15 protein-coding genes are annotated in these 15693 nt (G+C 62.6%); 3 read left to right on the top strand and 12 right to left on the bottom strand.

The window, feature by feature from the left end; genetic code table 11:
* Positions 1-55: 55 nt before the first annotated feature.
* The 11 genes from JAB4_RS26775 to paaA all read right to left on the bottom strand — a co-directional run bounded on the left by JAB4_RS26775 (position 56) and on the right by paaA (position 10618).
* On the bottom strand, positions 56-1207 hold the full coding sequence (locus tag JAB4_RS26775) for an ABC transporter substrate-binding protein (RefSeq protein WP_070224248.1): 1152 nt from the start codon (positions 1205-1207) through the stop codon (positions 56-58).
* Positions 1208-1292: 85 nt separating this feature from the next.
* Positions 1293-2498: a 3-oxoadipyl-CoA thiolase gene (gene pcaF / locus JAB4_RS26780; RefSeq protein WP_070224247.1), complete on the bottom strand. Its 1206-nt coding sequence runs from the start codon at positions 2496-2498 to the stop codon at positions 1293-1295.
* A 22-nt stretch (positions 2499-2520) separates the two neighbouring features.
* The gene (gene paaK / locus JAB4_RS26785) at positions 2521-3849 is read right to left on the bottom strand and encodes a phenylacetate--CoA ligase PaaK (protein ID WP_070308409.1); all 1329 of its coding nucleotides are present in this window, start codon (positions 3847-3849) and stop codon (positions 2521-2523) included.
* 174 nt (positions 3850-4023) lie between these two features.
* The gene (paaI, locus tag JAB4_RS26790; protein WP_070224245.1) at positions 4024-4476 is read right to left on the bottom strand and encodes a hydroxyphenylacetyl-CoA thioesterase PaaI; all 453 of its coding nucleotides are present in this window, start codon (positions 4474-4476) and stop codon (positions 4024-4026) included.
* Positions 4469-6034, bottom strand: a complete 1566-nt coding sequence (gene paaH / locus JAB4_RS26795) for a 3-hydroxyacyl-CoA dehydrogenase PaaH (RefSeq protein WP_070224244.1) — start codon at positions 6032-6034, stop codon at positions 4469-4471. Before paaH ends, paaI begins: the two co-directional genes overlap by 8 nt.
* Before the next feature lies 1 nt (position 6035).
* Positions 6036-6827, bottom strand: coding sequence for a 2-(1,2-epoxy-1,2-dihydrophenyl)acetyl-CoA isomerase PaaG (paaG, locus tag JAB4_RS26800; RefSeq protein ID WP_070224243.1), 792 nt, complete (start codon positions 6825-6827; stop codon positions 6036-6038).
* Between the two features lie 74 nt (positions 6828-6901).
* On the bottom strand, positions 6902-7981 hold the full coding sequence (gene paaE, locus JAB4_RS26805) for a 1,2-phenylacetyl-CoA epoxidase subunit PaaE (protein WP_070224242.1): 1080 nt from the start codon (positions 7979-7981) through the stop codon (positions 6902-6904).
* A 40-nt stretch (positions 7982-8021) separates the two neighbouring features.
* The gene (paaD, locus tag JAB4_RS26810) at positions 8022-8549 is read right to left on the bottom strand and encodes a 1,2-phenylacetyl-CoA epoxidase subunit PaaD (RefSeq protein WP_070224241.1); all 528 of its coding nucleotides are present in this window, start codon (positions 8547-8549) and stop codon (positions 8022-8024) included.
* Entirely contained in the window at positions 8549-9316 is a 768-nt protein-coding gene (gene paaC / locus JAB4_RS26815; protein ID WP_256267233.1) for a 1,2-phenylacetyl-CoA epoxidase subunit PaaC, read from the bottom strand. The genes paaD and paaC overlap by 1 nt, the downstream gene beginning before the upstream one ends.
* Positions 9316-9600, bottom strand: coding sequence for a 1,2-phenylacetyl-CoA epoxidase subunit PaaB (paaB, locus tag JAB4_RS26820; protein WP_070224239.1), 285 nt, complete (start codon positions 9598-9600; stop codon positions 9316-9318). Before paaB ends, paaC begins: the two co-directional genes overlap by 1 nt.
* Before the next feature lie 28 nt (positions 9601-9628).
* Positions 9629-10618 carry a 1,2-phenylacetyl-CoA epoxidase subunit PaaA gene (paaA, locus tag JAB4_RS26825; RefSeq protein WP_070224238.1) on the bottom strand — a complete coding sequence of 330 codons (990 nt, stop codon included), beginning with the start codon at positions 10616-10618 and terminating at the stop codon, positions 9629-9631.
* A 267-nt stretch (positions 10619-10885) separates the two neighbouring features.
* On the opposite strand from paaA, the gene paaX reads away from it, so the two are divergent.
* Entirely contained in the window at positions 10886-11815 is a 930-nt protein-coding gene (gene paaX, locus JAB4_RS26830; protein WP_070224237.1) for a phenylacetic acid degradation operon negative regulatory protein PaaX, read from the top strand.
* A 235-nt stretch (positions 11816-12050) separates the two neighbouring features.
* On the opposite strand, the gene JAB4_RS26835 is transcribed toward paaX, so the two are convergent.
* Positions 12051-12305, bottom strand: a complete 255-nt coding sequence (locus JAB4_RS26835; protein WP_070224236.1) for a hypothetical protein — start codon at positions 12303-12305, stop codon at positions 12051-12053.
* Between the two features lie 141 nt (positions 12306-12446).
* On the opposite strand from JAB4_RS26835, the gene JAB4_RS26840 reads away from it, so the two are divergent.
* Together JAB4_RS26840 and JAB4_RS26845 are read left to right on the top strand one after the other, a co-directional pair.
* On the top strand, positions 12447-13571 hold the full coding sequence (locus tag JAB4_RS26840; protein ID WP_034746346.1) for a M14-type cytosolic carboxypeptidase: 1125 nt from the start codon (positions 12447-12449) through the stop codon (positions 13569-13571).
* Between the two features lie 367 nt (positions 13572-13938).
* Positions 13939-15648, top strand: a complete 1710-nt coding sequence (locus JAB4_RS26845; protein WP_070224235.1) for a methyl-accepting chemotaxis protein — start codon at positions 13939-13941, stop codon at positions 15646-15648.
* Positions 15649-15693 lie beyond the last annotated feature (45 nt).

Consider the following 15693-nt stretch of genomic DNA (forward strand, 5'->3'; position numbering starts at 1 on the left):
CGGCTATGCGCGGGCCGCCTTCGAGGGCGGCCTCGCGCAGGTACTCTGGCTTACATCACTTCGACAATTGCCATTCGCCGTTCTTCACTTCCACCATGCGGAAAGCCGACAGGTCCAGGCCCATGTGGTCTTTGGCCGACATGTTGAACACGCCGGTGGTGCCCACAAAACCCTTGGTCTGCTCCAGCGCCGTGCGCACTTTTTCGCGGTCCGTACCGCCGGCGCGCTTGATGGCGTCCACCGACAGGTTCAGGGCGTCGAGCGCATAGCCGCCAAAGGTCGACGGATCGATCTTGTAGCGCTCTTTATACGTCTTGTCGTAGCCGACGACGACGGCCTTCTGCGCGTCGCTGTCGGGCAGCATGGCGCCGATCAAGAGGGCCGGCGTCGGCAGCCGCACGCCTTCGGCAGCCTTGCCCGACAGCTTCAGGTATTCGTCCGACGCCACGCCATGCGACTGGTACAGCGGCAGCGCGGCCATGCCCAGCTGGCCGTAGTTCTTGGTCACGACCGCCGGGCCCTGGCCCAGGCCGAACACGAAGACGGCCTGCACACCGGCCGTATTCTTGATGCGCGTGAGCTGCGCCGTGATGTCCGTGTCTTTCGGGCCGTAGGTTTCATCGGCCACCAGGGTGATGCCATACTTCGAGGCGACGATCTGCGACTCCTTGCGGCCCGAGGCGCCGAAGCCGCTCGTTTCCGACAGCAGGCCCACCTTGCTGATGCCGCGCTTCTTCATGTCCTCGAACACCTTCTCGGCCGCCATGCGGTCCGTATGCGGCGTCTTGAAGACCCACTTCTTGACCGGATCGATGATGACCACGGCGCCCGCCAGCGAGATGAACGGCATGCTGGCGCGGTCCACCAGCGGCGCCATCGCCATCGTCGCGCCGGTGGTGGTGCCGCCGATCAGCACGTCGACCTTGTCCGACTCGATCAGGCGCTTGGTAAAACCGTTGGCCTTGGCCGCATCGCTGCCGTCGTCGTAATGCACGAGTTCCAGCTTGCGTCCCAGCACGCCGCCGGCCGCATTGATTTTCTCGATATACAGCTGCAGGGTTTTCAGTTCCGGGTCGCCCAGGAAGGCGGCAGGGCCCGTGACGGACAGCACGGAACCGATCTTGATGTTGTCGGCCGCGTACGCACCCGCGGCAGTCATTGCCAGCACGCCGGCGATCAGGGTTTTCTTGAAGATATTGGCAATCATTATGGTCTCCACCAGGTTGGCACTACGGTCAATTATGGTTGGCGCTTTTTTTGCAAGCCTGCGCCTTTTTTGTTGTTTTACTTTTTTATACGCGTTCAATGACGACAGCAATACCCTGCCCCACGCCAATGCACATGGTGCACAGCGCATAGCGCCCGCCCGTGCGTTCCAGCTGGTTCAGCGCGGCCATCACCAGGCGCGCGCCCGATGCGCCCAGCGGGTGGCCGATGGCAATCGCGCCGCCATTCGGGTTCACGTGGGCCGCATCGTCGGCCAGGCCCAGGTCGCGCGTGACGGCCAGGGCCTGCGCGGCAAACGCTTCATTGAGTTCGATCACGTCCATCTGCTCGATGGTGAGGCCGGTCTGCGCCAGCACCTTGCGCGACGCCGGCGAGGGACCAAAGCCCATGATGCGCGGTGCCAGGCCGGCCGTGGCCATGCCCAGCACCTTTGCGCGCGGCGTCAATTTGTATTTATCCACGGCGGCGGCGGACGCCAGCAAGATCGCGCAGGCGCCGTCGTTCAAGCCCGAGGCATTGCCGGCCGTGACCGTGCCATCCGCCTTCACCACGCCTTTCAGTTTCGCCAGCATTTCCAGCGAGGTGTCCGGACGCGGATGTTCATCCATCGTCACCATCTTCGGCTCGCCCTTTTTTTGCGGCACGGCGACGGGCACGATTTCGCGATCGAACACGCCGGCCGCGTTGGCGGCGGCCCAGCGCTGCTGGCTGCGCAAGGCCAGCGCGTCCTGGTCGGCGCGGCTGATGCCAAATTCCACGGCCACGTTTTCCGCCGTTTCCGGCATGGTATCGATGCCGTACTGCGCCTTCATTTTGCCGTTGACGAAGCGCCAGCCCAGGGTCGTGTCTTCGATTTTCGCCGCGCGCGAGAACGCGCTGTCGGCCTTGCCCATCACGAACGGTGCGCGCGTCATGCTTTCCACGCCGCCGGCGACGATCAGCTCCGCCTCGCCCGCCTTGATCGAGCGGGCGGCCATGCCCACGGCGTCCAGGCTGGAGCCGCACAGGCGGTTGATGGTATTGGCCGGCACTGCCGCCGGCAAGCCCGCCAGCAGCGCGGCCATGCGGCCCACGTTGCGGTTGTCTTCGCCCGCCTGGTTGGCGCAGCCATAGAACACGTCGTCGATGGCGGACCAGTCGACGGACGGGTTGCGGGCGATCAGCGCGGCGATCGGCAGCGCGCCCAGGTCGTCGGCGCGCACGCTGGACAAGGCACCGCCGTAGCGGCCGAAAGGTGTGCGCACGGCGTCACAGATAAAGGCTTCGTTCATGTTTGCTTCCTTGTTCGGGCTATCAGGAGAAAATCTTCGGGCGCTGGTCGACCACGCGGCGGGCCTTGCCCGTCAGCGTGCGTTCGATGCCGGCGGCGGCCACCAGGCGCACGCGCGTGCTCACGCCCACGTGCGTCTTGATGCGGTGTTCCAGCTCGCGCGCCAGGGCGTCCGTTTCGCTCGCCGAGAGGGTGGCCGTCAGGTCGATGCGCAGCTCGGCGATCACTTCGAGCTTGTCGAGGTGGCCGTCGCGCGTGACGACCAGCTGGTACTGCGGCGCCAGCTTCGGCATTTTGAGGATCAGCTCTTCGATCTGCGTGGGGAAAACGTTCACGCCGCGGATGATCAGCATGTCGTCGGAGCGGCCCGTGATCTTGCCGATGCGGCGCATGGCCCGCGAGGTCGGCGGCAGCAAGCGGGTCAGGTCGCGCGTGCGGTAGCGGATGATGGGCAGCGCCTCTTTCGACAAGGAGGTAAACACCAGTTCGCCCTCTTCGCCGTCCGGCAGCACTTCGCCCGTTTCCGGATCGATGATCTCGGGATAGAAATGGTCTTCCCAGATGACGGGACCGTCCTTGCTCTCGATGCATTCGGACGCCACGCCAGGTCCCATCACTTCGGACAGGCCGTAGATGTCGACGGCGTCGATGCCGGCGCGCGCTTCGATTTCCGAACGCATGGCGTCCGTCCACGGTTCGGCGCCGAAAATGCCCACCTTCAGCGACGATTCGGCCGGGTCCAGGCCCTGGCGCGTGAATTCCTCGATGATGTTGAGCATGTACGACGGCGTGACCATGATGATGGACGGCTTGAAATCCTGGATCAGCTGCACCTGCTTTTCCGTCTGCCCGCCGGACATCGGGATGACCGTGCAGCCTAGGCGCTCGGCGCCGTAGTGCGCGCCCAGGCCGCCCGTGAACAGGCCGTAGCCATACGAGATATGCACCATATCGCCCGCGCGGCCGCCGCCGGCGCGGATCGAGCGCGCCACCACGTTGGCCCAGGCGTCGATATCGTTCTGCGTGTAGCCGACCACCGTGGCCTTGCCCGTGGTGCCGCTCGAGGCGTGGATGCGCACCACCTGCTCGCGCGGCACGGCAAACAGGCCAAACGGGTAATTGTCGCGCAAGACTTTTTTGTCCGTGAACGGGAATTTGGAAAGATCGGACAAGGATTTGAGATCGTCCGGATGCACGCCCGCTTCGTCAAAAGCGGCACGGTAATGTGGCACGTTGTCATACGCGTGCTTGAGTGTCCATTTCATGCGTTCGAGCTGCAGCGCCTGCAGTTCATCCTTGCTGGCGCGCTCGATCGGCTCGAGGTCATTCGGGGAAGGCGTACGTTGGACCATCATTGTCTCCTCTAGTAACGCCTGACCAAACCTGCTGCGCGTCGTGATTTGCGGCCTGCGATGCTCACTGTGCCACAGCACAGTTGCGCTTCTCGGCCACAACTCACTTCCGCTCGCGACGGTTTTGTCGAGGCGTTTTTAATCTTAAAAAAAATCTAAAACAGTTCCGGCAGTTCAAGCCTGCTCTTGTATGACTTCGCCCGCCACGCGGATCGACTTGCCCCGGAAGAGCGCGACGGCGCGGCCTTCCTGGTTGCTGACCTTGACGTCATAGACGCCGCTCTTGCCCGCCAGCGCCTGTTCGACGGCGTGCGCCGTCAGCACGTCGCCTTCGCGGCCCGGCGCCAGGTAGTCGATGGTGCAGCCGGCACCCACGGTATTCATGTTGTAGCTGTTGCAGGCGAAGGCGAAGGCGCTGTCGGCCAGGGCAAAAATGAAACCGCCGTGGCAGGTCTGGTGGCCGTTGAGCATGTCGGCGCGCACCGTCATCGTCATGCGCGCATGGCCGGGACCCACGTCGGCCAGGGCGATGCCCATGGCGGCGGTGGCGTTATCGCGCGACAGCATGGAGGCGGCAGCCGCTTCGGCCAAAGCCTGGGCAGCGTGAATATGGTCTTCCTTATGCATGAAACGGTGCTCCATTGGCGAGTTTGCGGCGCAGCAGCGGCGAGACCCGGTAGCGGTCTTCGCCATAGCCTTGCGCCAGGTGGTGCAGCACGGTCACGATCTGTTGAACGCCGACCGCATCGGCCCAGGCCAGCGGTCCGCGCGGATAATTGACGCCCTTCTGCATGGCGATATCGACGGCATCCGCCGTGCACACGCCCTGGTTGACGGCGTCGGCCGCCTCGTTGGCCAGCATGGCGACGGTGCGCATGACGGCCAGGCCAGGCACGTCGTCCAGGCGCGTGACGGTGAAACCGGCCGCCTGGAACAGGCCGACGACGGCCGCGTAGGCGTCGTCGCTGCACTGGTCGGCACGGGCCACGGCGATGCGCTTTGCACTGGCGTAATCGAGCGCCAGGTCGAACAGCACCGTGTCCGGATGCTGGTTGTCGTGCGCGCGCTGGGTGGCGCTGCGCCCATCGGTCAGATAGATCGCGGCGCCATGGCAATGCAGGGCCGGCGCCTCGTCATGCGCCTGGCCTTCCTGCATGACGCGGCGGCTGACGGTGACGCCCGCCTGCTCCAGCCGCTGCACCAGGCTGCGGATGATGCCGCTGTGGCCACGGCCATCGCCGCCGATGGCGGCCGACAGGGCGACGAATTCCGGGGCCGCTTGCGCGCTTTCCGCCTGCGCCACGGGTGCAGCCGCGCCTTCGCCGTACAGATAAAAGCCTCGGCCCGATTTGCGGCCAAGGAATCCCGCGTTGACCATTTCCTGCTGCAGCACGGATGGCGTGAAGCGCGGGTCGTTGAAGTAGGCGCCGAACACGGATTGCGTGACGGAGAAATTCACGTCGTGGCCGATCAGGTCCATCAGCTCGAATGGCCCCATGCGGAAGCCGCCCGCTTCGCGCAGCACGGCGTCGATGGTGGCGGGGTCGCCCGCCTGCTCGTTCAACAGGCGCCAGCCTTCCGCATAAAACGGACGGGCGACACGGTTGACGATGAAGCCCGGTGTCGATTTCGCATGCACGGGCTTCTTGCCCCAGGCGATCGAGGTGTCGTAGACGGTGGCGGCAACTTGTTCACTGGTGGCCAGGCCACTGATCACTTCCACCAGCGCCATCAGGGGCACGGGATTAAAGAAGTGCATGCCGACCAGGCGTTCCGGCCGGCGCAGCTTGGCGGCGATGGCCGTGACGGAGATCGACGAGGTATTCGTCGCCAGGATGCAGTCGTCGCTGACCAACGCTTCGAGTTCGGCGAACAGGCCGCGCTTGACGTCGAGGTTTTCCACGATGGCTTCCACCACCAGGGCGCAATCACTCACATCGGCCAGGCTGCCGGCCGCCTGCAGGCGCGCGGTGGCGGCCGTGGCTTCGTCCAACGTCATGCGGCCCTTCTCGGCCAGCTTCGCATACATCTTGCCGATATCAAGCAAAGCCTTGCTCACCGCTTCCGCGCGCGTGTCGTACAGTTTGACTCTGTAGCCGGCGGCAGCGGCCACCTGCGCGATGCCGGCGCCCATGGCGCCGCTGCCGATGACGGCGACGATACTGTTGTTGTCCAAAGCTGCCATATCAGTGTCCCTTGAATTGCGGTGTGCGTTTTTCCATGAAGGCGGCCACGCCTTCGCGGTAATCGTCGCTGTTACCGAGATCGCTCATCATGCGCGCTTCCAGCGCAAGCTGCTGCGGCAGGGTATTGGCGCCACTGAGAGCCAGCGCCTGCTTGGTGTACGCCAGGCCCTTGGTCGGTGCGGTAGAAAAGTGCACGGCCAGCTTGCGCGTCTCTTCCGCCAGCTGCGCGTCATCCACGCATTTCCAGATCAAACCCCAGTCCTCGGCCTTTTCCGCCGTCAGTTTTTCGCCGAGCATGGCCAGTCCCATGGCGCGTGCCGAACCGATCAGCCGTGGCAGGAAAAAGGTACCGCCCGTGTCCGGAATCAGGCCCAGCTTGCAGAACACTTCGACGAAACTGGCCGACTTGCCGGCGATGACGATGTCGCAAGCCAGCGCCAGGTTGGCGCCCGCGCCGGCGGCCACGCCGTTGACGGCGCAGATCACGGGCATAGCCAGGGCTTTCAAGGCCAGCACCAGCGGCGCATAGTTTTTTTCCACCGATTCGCCCAGGTCCACGCCCTTCGAACCCGGTTCCACGGCGCGGTCGGACAAGTCCTGGCCCGCGCAAAAGCCGCGGCCCGCGCCCGTCAGCACGAAGACGCGCACGGTGCTGTCGGCGTTCACTTGCGCAATCGCGTCGCGCACTTCCTCGTGCATGGCTTGCGTAAAGCTATTGAGCTTGTCGGGACGGTTCAGGGTGAGCGTCGCGATACCCTGCTCGATGGTGAAGAGGATGTTTTGGTAGGTCATGGCATCTCGCTATTTTTATTTATTGGCCCGCAGCGGAAATCTGGGGTCAGACCCGGCGGGTCTGACCCCGGCTTTTATTCTGCCTGATCGAAGTCGACGACGACCTTGTCGGTCAGCGGGAAACTCTGGCAGCTGAGGACGAAGCCGCGCGCCACTTCATAGTCTTCCAGCGCGTAGTTGACGTCCATCTCGACCTTGCCGTCGAGTATCTTGCAGCGGCAGGTCGAGCATACGCCGCCCTTGCACGAGTAGCGCATGTCGATGCCCTGACGCAGTCCCGCGTCGAGGATGGACTCCTTGTCCTTGTCCATCATGAAGGTGGTATGGTTGCCGTCCATGATGACGGTCACTTCCGTTTCCTGCACAGCATCCGCAGCCAGCTGGGCGCGCGGCTTGTGGGCGTTTTTCGGGATGCTGGCGGCGAACAGTTCGATCTTGATATTCTGCTTGGGCATGCCGGCCGCCTGCAGGGCAGCGGACACGCCGAGCATCATGTCTTCCGGGCCGCAAATAAACGCGTTGTCGTAGTCTTCGACTTTGATCCAGTGCTGCAGGAACTGTTCGCATTTTTCTTGCGTGATGCGGCCGTTGAACAATTCGATGTCCTGCTGCTCGCGGCTCATCACGTAGACGAGGTTCAAACGCTCCAGGTACACATCCTTCAGGTCCGTCAATTCTTCCTTGAAGATGACGGAGGACGAGGCGCGGTTGCCGTAGAACAGGGTGAAGCGGCTCAGGGGTTCCGTCAGCAGGGTCGTCTTGATGATGGAGAGGATGGGCGTGATGCCGCTGCCGGCCGCGAATGCCAGGTAGTGCTTGCGGTTGACGCAGTCGAGCGGTACGTTGAAGTGTCCCATGGGCGGCATCACCTCGATGGTGGCGCCGGCTTTCAGGGTGTCGTTGGCCCAGGTGGAGAAAGCGCCGCCCGGCGTGCGCTTGATGGCCACGCGCAGGGTGCCGTCCTGCACCGCCGAACAGATGGAATACGAACGGCGCACGTCTTCCGCATTGATATTGGTGCGCAGGGTCAGGTGCTGGCCCTGCTGGAAGCGGAACTGCTGCTGCAGTTCAGACGGCACGTCGAACGTGACGGCGATGGTGTCGCGTGTTTCGTTGCGCACGTTCGCTACGCGCAGCGGATAAAATTTACTCATGCTTCATCTCCAGTTTCTTCGGAACGTGTGCCTGATTTTTTTAGTGGCACTTGAAGTAGTCAAACGGTTCGCGGCAAGCCAGGCATTTGTACAGGGCCTTGCACGGCGTGGAGCCGAACTGGCTGGTCAGCTGCGTATGCGTCGAGCCGCAGTTCGGGCAAATGACGTCCAGCTTGGGCATCGGTTGCCGTTTCACGCCACCACGCAAGCCGCTGATATCGATCACCTGCTGCTGCGGCGGGGCGATGCCGTAGCCTTTCAGCTTGGCCTTGCCCGCCTCGCTCATCCAGTCCGTGGTCCAGGCGGGCGCCAGCTGGTTCACCAGGGTCACCTTGGCCACGCCATGGCTGCGCAAGGCATCGGTGACGGCGTCGGCGATCACCTGCATCGCCGGACAACCCGAATACGTGGGCGTGATCGTCACGGTACACGCGTCGCCCGCCGTGACGTCGACGGCGCGCACGATGCCCAGGTCCACCACCGAAATGACGGGGATTTCCGGGTCAGGCACATCGCCGAGCCAGGCCCAGACCTGGGCCGCGTCCAGCGCTGCCATGGGCGTGTTCATTACCACTCCGCCCCGGGATAGGCGCGCTGCAGGAACTGCATCTCGGCCAGAATAAAACCCAGGTGCTCCGTGTGCGTGCCCTGCTTGCCGCCCTTTTGCATCCAGGCGTCAGGCGCCGGCATGGTCAATGTCGCTTCGGCGAAGATCTCGGCCACGTGCTCGAGGAAGGCCCGGCGCAGCACGTCCGATGGCGGCGCGATGCCGGCGGCGACCATGGCCTGGTCGACGGCGTCGTACTTGAACATCTCGCCCGTGTACATCCACAGCTTGTCGGCCGCGGCCTGCGTTTTCGCATGGCTGTCCGCCGTGCCGTCGCCGAGGCGCACGATCAGGTCACCGCTGCGGCGCAGGTGATACGTCACTTCCTTGATCGACTTTTGCGCCACATCGACGATGCGACCATCCGTCGATTTCGTCAGTTCCAGCAGCTGGAAGTAGTGCCAGCTGTCGAAGAAGAACTGGCGCATCATGGTGTCGGCGTAATTGCCGTTCGGCTGTTCGACCAGCAGGCAGTTCTTGAAATCGTGGGCGTCGCGCAAGAAGGCGATGTCGTCCTCGTCGCGGCCCGCGTTTTCCAGTTCCGCCGCATAGCTGAACCACAAGCGCGTCTGGCCCAACAGATCGAGCGCCACGTTGGTCAGCGCCATGTCTTCTTCCAGCGCCGGTCCCTTGCCGCACAGCTGCGACAGCTGCTGGCTGAGGATCAGGGCGTTGTCGCCCAGGCGCAAAAGGTAGTTGACCTTGTCATCCATTGCAGGCGCTCCCATCACAGGTTCTTGACTTCTTCCGGCATCGGGAAGAAGGTGGGATGGCGGTACACCTTGCTGTTCGACGGTTCGAACAGGGCGCCCTTGTCGCCGGGGCTGCTGGCGACGATATCGGCCGCGCGCACCACCCAGATGCTCACGCCTTCATTGCGGCGCGTGTAGACGTCGCGCGCATGGTTGACCGCCATCGCGGCGTCGGAGGCGTGCAGGCTGCCTACATGCTTGTGCGCCAGGCCGTGCTGGCTGCGGATGAACACTTCCCACAAAGGCCATTCTTTGCTCATGTTGCTATCCCCTATCTGTCTTATGTAATTACGCTGCTGCTTTGTTAGCGGCTTGCTTGTCGGCATAGGCGACCAAGGCATCGCGGAACCATGCGCCGTCTTCATACGCTTTCACGCGCGTTTGCAAACGTTCGCGGTTGCACGGGCCATTGCCCTTCAGGACATTGTTGAACTCGGACCAGTCGATCTCGCCAAATTCATAGTGGCCCGTCTCCGCATTGAACTTCAGGTCGGGATCGGGCACCGTCAAGCCCAGGTATTCGATTTGCGGCACGGTCTGGTCGACCATGCGCTGGCGCAATTCATCGTTCGAGAACAGCTTGATGCGCCATTGCGCCGATTGGGCGCTGTTGACGGAGGCGGCGTCGGACGGGCCGAACATCATCAGCGATGGCCACCACCAGCGGTTCAAGGCATCTTGCGCCATGGCTTTCTGTTCGGGCGTACCCTTGCACAGCGACATCATGATGTCGTAGCCCTGGCGCGCATGGAACGATTCTTCCTTGCAGACGCGGATCATGGCGCGCGCATACGGACCGTAGGAACAGCGGCACAGGGGAATCTGGTTGATGATGGCGGAACCGTCGACCAGCCAGCCGATGGCGCCCATGTCGGCCCACGACAGGGTGGGATAGTTGAAGATGCTGGAATACTTGGCTTTGCCCGAGTGCAAGGCAGCGAGCAAATCGTCGCGCGACACGCCCAGGGTTTCCGCGGCGCTGTACAGGTACAGGCCGTGGCCCGCTTCGTCCTGGATCTTCGCCAGCAGGATCGACTTGCGTTTCAGGGTCGGTGCGCGCGTGACCCAGTTACCTTCGGGCAATTGGCCGACGATTTCCGAGTGCGCGTGCTGCGAAATCTGGCGGATCAGGGTCTTGCGGTAGGCGTCCGGCATCCAGTCCTTGGCCTCGATCTTGATGCCTTCGTCGATGCGCGCCTGGAAAGCGCGCTCTTCCTGGCCCATGTCGTCGATGGAGCGGACGTTCTTGAGGCCGGTTTCAACCATTTGTGCGTACATGATGTGTCTCCCATGTCTTTGATTTTGCGCAGCAACGCGGTGCGATAAACAGATAATACGATACAAAAAACGATTTGCATACACTTGATGTGAATCATTTTAAAAAATCGTATCTTGTGCAGCTTTTTTGTGCGTATGATATTGCTTATGAGAAAACACCATGGGGCGCTACCCGCGCTTCCGGCAAATTATTGCCGCGCTACCCGCGCAGCCAAGTAAACTGCTGCTTTTATTGAACCGACCGCAACACGGCCAGACCGGAACCACATGAAGAACACCCGCTGCACGGCATGGATAGCCGATTTCCTGGAAAGCGACCCACCGCGCTCGAAGTCCCTGGTGATGACCATCTTCGGCGACGCCATCGTGCCGCGCGGCGGCGCCATCTGGCTGGGGAGCCTGATCGAACTGCTGGCGCCATTCGGCGTCAATGACCGGCTATTGCGCACCAGCGTGTTCCGCCTGGCGCAGGAAGGCTGGCTCAGCTCGCAGCGCGACGGCCGCCGCAGCGCCTATGCGATACGCCCGGAGGCGCTGGCCCGCTTCGAACGCGCCTACCGCCGCATCTACGCGCCGCTGGTCGTGCACTGGGATGGCAGCTGGACCCTGGTGATCGGTCCGGCCGGCAGCATCGGCGCCGCCGAACGGGGCGCGCTGCGCAAGGAATTATTGTGGGCGGGCTACGGCTTGATCTCTCCCGGCATCTTTGGCCATCCGGCCAGCAATGCGGAGGCGCTGGAAGATATCCTCGTGCGCAACGAGGTGCAGGGCAAGCTGTATGTCTGCCACACCACGGAATTGCCAGGCGTCAGCACGCGTCCCCTGCGCGACATGGTGGGCGACTGCTGGGACTTGTCGGAAGTGATGGCCGGCTACGAAAAATTCATCGCCAGTTTCCAGCCGCTGCTGACCCTGCTGCAGGAAGAACCCGTGTTCGATGCGGAGCAGGCGTTCGTCATCCGCTCGCTGCTGACGCACGCCTACCGCCGCGTGCAGTTGCACGACCCGCAACTGCCCGTCGAACTGCTGCCCGAACCGTGGCCTGGCACGCAAGCCTATGCGCTGGCGCGCGACCTGTACCGCATCACGTATGCACCTGCTGAGGAACACATCCTGGCCACCCTGCGTCGCGAGGATGAGCACGCGCCGGACGTGGAGCCGTGGTTTTACGAACGCTTCGGCGGACTGAACACCTGATAAAACGTCCATGGCGGCGTTGCAGGGCCTGGGCGTACGTTCGTACTGCCTGCGGCCCTGCGCCTTGCCCTGGCCATTTTTCAGGTGTTCAGGAATAAGAACACCTATCAAAACCTACTGCGCGTCGGTATTTGCGGCCTGCGATGCTCACTGTACCTTCGTACAGTTGCGCTTCTCAACCACAACTCCCTTCCGCTCGCTACGGTTTTGTTAGGTGTTGTAAGTCACCGCCTGCTCACTGTTTTGCCACCACCTGCTTGGCCCCCGCCAGCAAATCCTGCCCCAGCTTTTCCAGCGCATTGGCCTGCACCAGCATGGTGTCGAGGATGGCGACGTTGAAGGTGAATTCGGCCGGCGTCGTGTAGCCGGGGAAACGTATGATGCGCAGCAATTCCTGCAAGGTCGTGCCCTTGCCCAGGTGCGCCAGCGCGTCGCTGAGGGCGCTGATTTTCTTTTCCAGTTCGCGTATGTGGTTGCTATGGTCGTCCATGATGATCTCCCCATGTCGGAGCTTCCACGTTAGCAAAGCATGTCCGTCATCGTTTGCGCCAGCACAAAGGCCACCGCAAAACAGGTATCATCGCGCCATTGCACACGATGCAAAACCCATACGTTTTTATCAGGAACACTCATGACCATTAAAATCAGCCAGCAATTCGACGCCGGCGCGATCGAGGTGCTGCGCGCCGACGATGCCCAGTCCATCGAACTGAACATCCGCAAGGATTCCCACGCCGACATCACGCAGTGGTTTTACTTCCGCCTGCAAGGCGCGCAAGGCGAGGCGTGCACGATCCGCTTCATGAATGCCGGCAAGTCCGCCTACCCGGACGGCTGGAAAGACTACCAGGCCGTGGCCAGCTACGACCGCGAAACCTGGTTCCGCGTGCCGACCAGCTTTGACGGCACGGTGATGACCATCGAACACACCCCCGAGGAAGAAAGCGTCTACTACGCCTATTTCGAACCGTACCCATGGGACCGCCACCTGGCCCTGATCGACAGCGCGCAAGCGTCGCCGCTCGTGCGCCTGATCGACCTGGGCAGCACGGTGGAAGGCCGCGACATGAATCTGCTGGTCGTCGGCGACGCCGATGCCGAGAAAAAAGTCTGGGTCATCGCGCGCCAGCATCCGGGCGAGACGATGGCCGAGTGGTTTGTCGAAGGCATGCTTGAAGCCTTGCTGGACCAGGCCAATCCCTTTGCCCGCCAGTGCCTGCAGGACGCCGTTTTCTACGTGGTGCCGAACATGAACCCGGACGGTTCCGTGCACGGCAACCTGCGCACCAACGCGGCCGGCGCCAACCTGAACCGCGAATGGATGACGCCGACCATGGAGCGCAGCCCGGAAGTATTCCTGGTGAAACAGAAAATGCATGAAATCGGTTGCGACCTGTTCCTCGACGTGCATGGCGACGAAGGCTTGCCCTACGTCTTCGTGGCCGGCAGCGATGCGCTGGAAAATTTCACGCCAGCACAAAAGGCCGAGCAAGACCGCTTCATCGCCGACTTCAAGGTGGCCAGCCCCGACTTCCAGGATGAGCATGGCTATGAAGACGGCCCGTTCACGCCGGAAGTGCTGACCATGGGCTCGCCCCACATCACGCACGCCTTCGGCTGCCTGTCGCTGACCCTGGAATTGCCGTTCAAGGACAACGCCAACGATCCCGACCCGCAAACGGGCTGGAGCGGCGCCCGCAGCGCCGCACTGGGCGCGGCCGTGCTGCAACCTATCCTGTCCACCTTGCGCGCCTGAGCGCCTGGGCCGACACGGCCCGCTTGATCCCTTGCCCCGCTCGCCGGGGCATTTTTTTTGACCGCACGACAAGCGTTGCTGGCCGAGCGGATTTTTTTCCTAACATCTTGCCTGTCAGAAATTATCGTCCTACACTAAGCAACAGAATCGGGCCGCGCCACGCTGCGCTGCCCCGCAAGAATATCTCGCCGGGCGGGTCGCCATGACTTCCCGGCCACCGGCAATACGCATCCACGGCCCTGTCCCTGCCGAATTAGCTTTCTGTAACGCAAACTGACCGCATCAGCATCGTCTTGAATGGACACAGCCTGTCCGCAGGACGATTCCCTGCGCACGCTTTCCGCTTTTCGCCGAGGATGAATGACCTATGTATAAGCTTAAAATCAGTACCCGCCTGGCCGTCAGTTTTGGCTTGATCATTGTCCTGCTTGCCATGGTGGCATTTGTTTCCATTAGCCGCATTCGCAACATCAACACCTCGACGGAAAAAATTCTCAACGACCGCTATGTCAAGGTCATGTTGTCGAATACGATACAGTCCGAGGTCAATATCCAGGCCCGCCTGCTGAGCATCGCCATCATCGGCGCCAACGATGCCGACGAAGTCAGCAGTTCCGTGGCCAAGATTCAGGCCTCGATCAAAAAGAACGCGGAGCTGCTGGCGCGCCTGAAAACCATGATCAACACGCCCAAGGGCCAGGAACTGCTCCAGGCCGTGATGAGCAGCCGCGAAAGCTATGCCAGGACGCGCGATGCGAACATCAAACTATTACAAGAAGGCAAATCGGAAACGGCGGGCATCTTCCTGTTGACGCAGTTGCGCTATCCGCAAGAAAAATTCTTGACGGCCCTGGCGGCCATGACCAGCTTCCAGGAATCGCTGATGGAAAGCGAAGGCAAGCAAGCCGCCGCCGATGGGCGCATGGCCATCATCCTGACCTTGTCCCTGTCCATCGCGGCGACGGCCATTGCCATCGCGCTGGCCATCCTGATCAGCCGTTCTATCAGCCGGCCCATCGCCGAAGCCGTCAAGGTGGCGCAACGGGTGGCGGCCGGCGACTTGTCGGTCAGCATCGACGCGCGCGGCAACGATGAAACGGGCCAGCTGCTGCGCGCCTTGAAAGAGATGAATGACAATCTGCAAGGCATCGTGGCCCGCGTGCGCCATGGCACGGACGCCATCGCCCACGGCTCGCGTGAAATCGCCTCCGGCAATATGGACCTGTCTTCGCGCACGGAACAGCAAGCCAGCTCGCTGGAAGAAACGGCCTCGTCGATGGAAGAACTGACGTCCACCGTCAAGCAAAATGGCGAAAACGCGCGCCAGGCCAACCAGATGGCGCAATCGGCCTCCAGCGTGGCCAGCAAGGGCGGCAAGGTGGTGGCGGAAGTGATCACCACCATGGATTCCATCAATGCCTCGTCGAAGAAAATCGTCGACATCATCAGCGTTATCGACGGCATTGCCTTCCAGACCAATATCCTGGCGCTGAATGCGGCCGTGGAAGCAGCCAGGGCAGGCGAACAGGGACGGGGCTTTGCCGTGGTCGCCACGGAAGTGCGCAACCTGGCCCACCGCTCCGCCTCCGCCGCCAAGGAAATCAAGATCCTCATCGACGATTCCGTGCACCAGGTCAGTCTTGGCAGCACCCTCGTGAACCAGGCGGGCAGCACCATGGAGGAAATCGTCAATAGCGTGCGGCGCGTCACGGATATCATGGCCGAGATCACGTCCGCCAGCAACGAGCAGGAAGCGGGCATTGAACAGATCAACCAGGCCATCACGGAAATGGACGCCGTGACCCAGCAAAATGCAGCCCTCGTGGAAGAGGCGGCCGCCGCGTCCGAAGCGCTGCAGGATCAAGCGGGCATCCTGGCCGAAGCCGTCAGCGTGTTCAAACTCGACGGCACACAGGCGCTGGCGCCAGCCGCGCCAGCATCGCGGCCGGAGCCAAAGCCGGCGCCACGGCCCGCAGCCGCCACGGCGGCCCAGCCACGGCTCGTCGCCAACGCCCCCGCCAGCCGCAAGAGCGCCGCGCCCGCCATGGTGGCGGAAGGCGAGTGGGAACAATACTGACCTGACCGGGCAGCAGCCAGCCGCCCGTGCCGCCCTCCGGCACGG

The sequence above is a fragment of the Janthinobacterium sp. HH102 genome, assembly GCF_001758625.2.
Taxonomy (GTDB): domain Bacteria; phylum Pseudomonadota; class Gammaproteobacteria; order Burkholderiales; family Burkholderiaceae_D; genus Janthinobacterium.

What these genes read in the sequence shown, in the direction of transcription:
- paaC (WP_256267233.1), bottom strand. Translation starts at nt 9,316, where the DNA reads ATGGGAGCGCCTGCAATGGATGACAAGGTCAACTACCTTTTGCGCCTG.
- paaB (WP_070224239.1), bottom strand. Translation starts at nt 9,600, where the DNA reads ATGAGCAAAGAATGGCCTTTGTGGGAAGTGTTCATCCGCAGCCAGCAC.
- paaD (WP_070224241.1), bottom strand. Translation starts at nt 8,549, where the DNA reads ATGAACACGCCCATGGCAGCGCTGGACGCGGCCCAGGTCTGGGCCTGG.
- paaI (WP_070224245.1), bottom strand. Translation starts at nt 4,476, where the DNA reads ATGCATAAGGAAGACCATATTCACGCTGCCCAGGCTTTGGCCGAAGCG.
- paaA (WP_070224238.1), bottom strand. Translation starts at nt 10,618, where the DNA reads ATGTACGCACAAATGGTTGAAACCGGCCTCAAGAACGTCCGCTCCATC.
- JAB4_RS26835 (WP_070224236.1), bottom strand. Translation starts at nt 12,305, where the DNA reads ATGGACGACCATAGCAACCACATACGCGAACTGGAAAAGAAAATCAGC.
- JAB4_RS26840 (WP_034746346.1), top strand. Translation starts at nt 12,447, where the DNA reads ATGACCATTAAAATCAGCCAGCAATTCGACGCCGGCGCGATCGAGGTG.
- paaX (WP_070224237.1), top strand. Translation starts at nt 10,886, where the DNA reads ATGAAGAACACCCGCTGCACGGCATGGATAGCCGATTTCCTGGAAAGC.
- pcaF (WP_070224247.1), bottom strand. Translation starts at nt 2,498, where the DNA reads ATGAACGAAGCCTTTATCTGTGACGCCGTGCGCACACCTTTCGGCCGC.
- JAB4_RS26775 (WP_070224248.1), bottom strand. Translation starts at nt 1,207, where the DNA reads ATGATTGCCAATATCTTCAAGAAAACCCTGATCGCCGGCGTGCTGGCA.
- JAB4_RS26845 (WP_070224235.1), top strand. Translation starts at nt 13,939, where the DNA reads ATGTATAAGCTTAAAATCAGTACCCGCCTGGCCGTCAGTTTTGGCTTG.
- paaH (WP_070224244.1), bottom strand. Translation starts at nt 6,034, where the DNA reads ATGGCAGCTTTGGACAACAACAGTATCGTCGCCGTCATCGGCAGCGGC.
- paaG (WP_070224243.1), bottom strand. Translation starts at nt 6,827, where the DNA reads ATGACCTACCAAAACATCCTCTTCACCATCGAGCAGGGTATCGCGACG.
- paaK (WP_070308409.1), bottom strand. Translation starts at nt 3,849, where the DNA reads ATGGTCCAACGTACGCCTTCCCCGAATGACCTCGAGCCGATCGAGCGC.
- paaE (WP_070224242.1), bottom strand. Translation starts at nt 7,981, where the DNA reads ATGAGTAAATTTTATCCGCTGCGCGTAGCGAACGTGCGCAACGAAACA.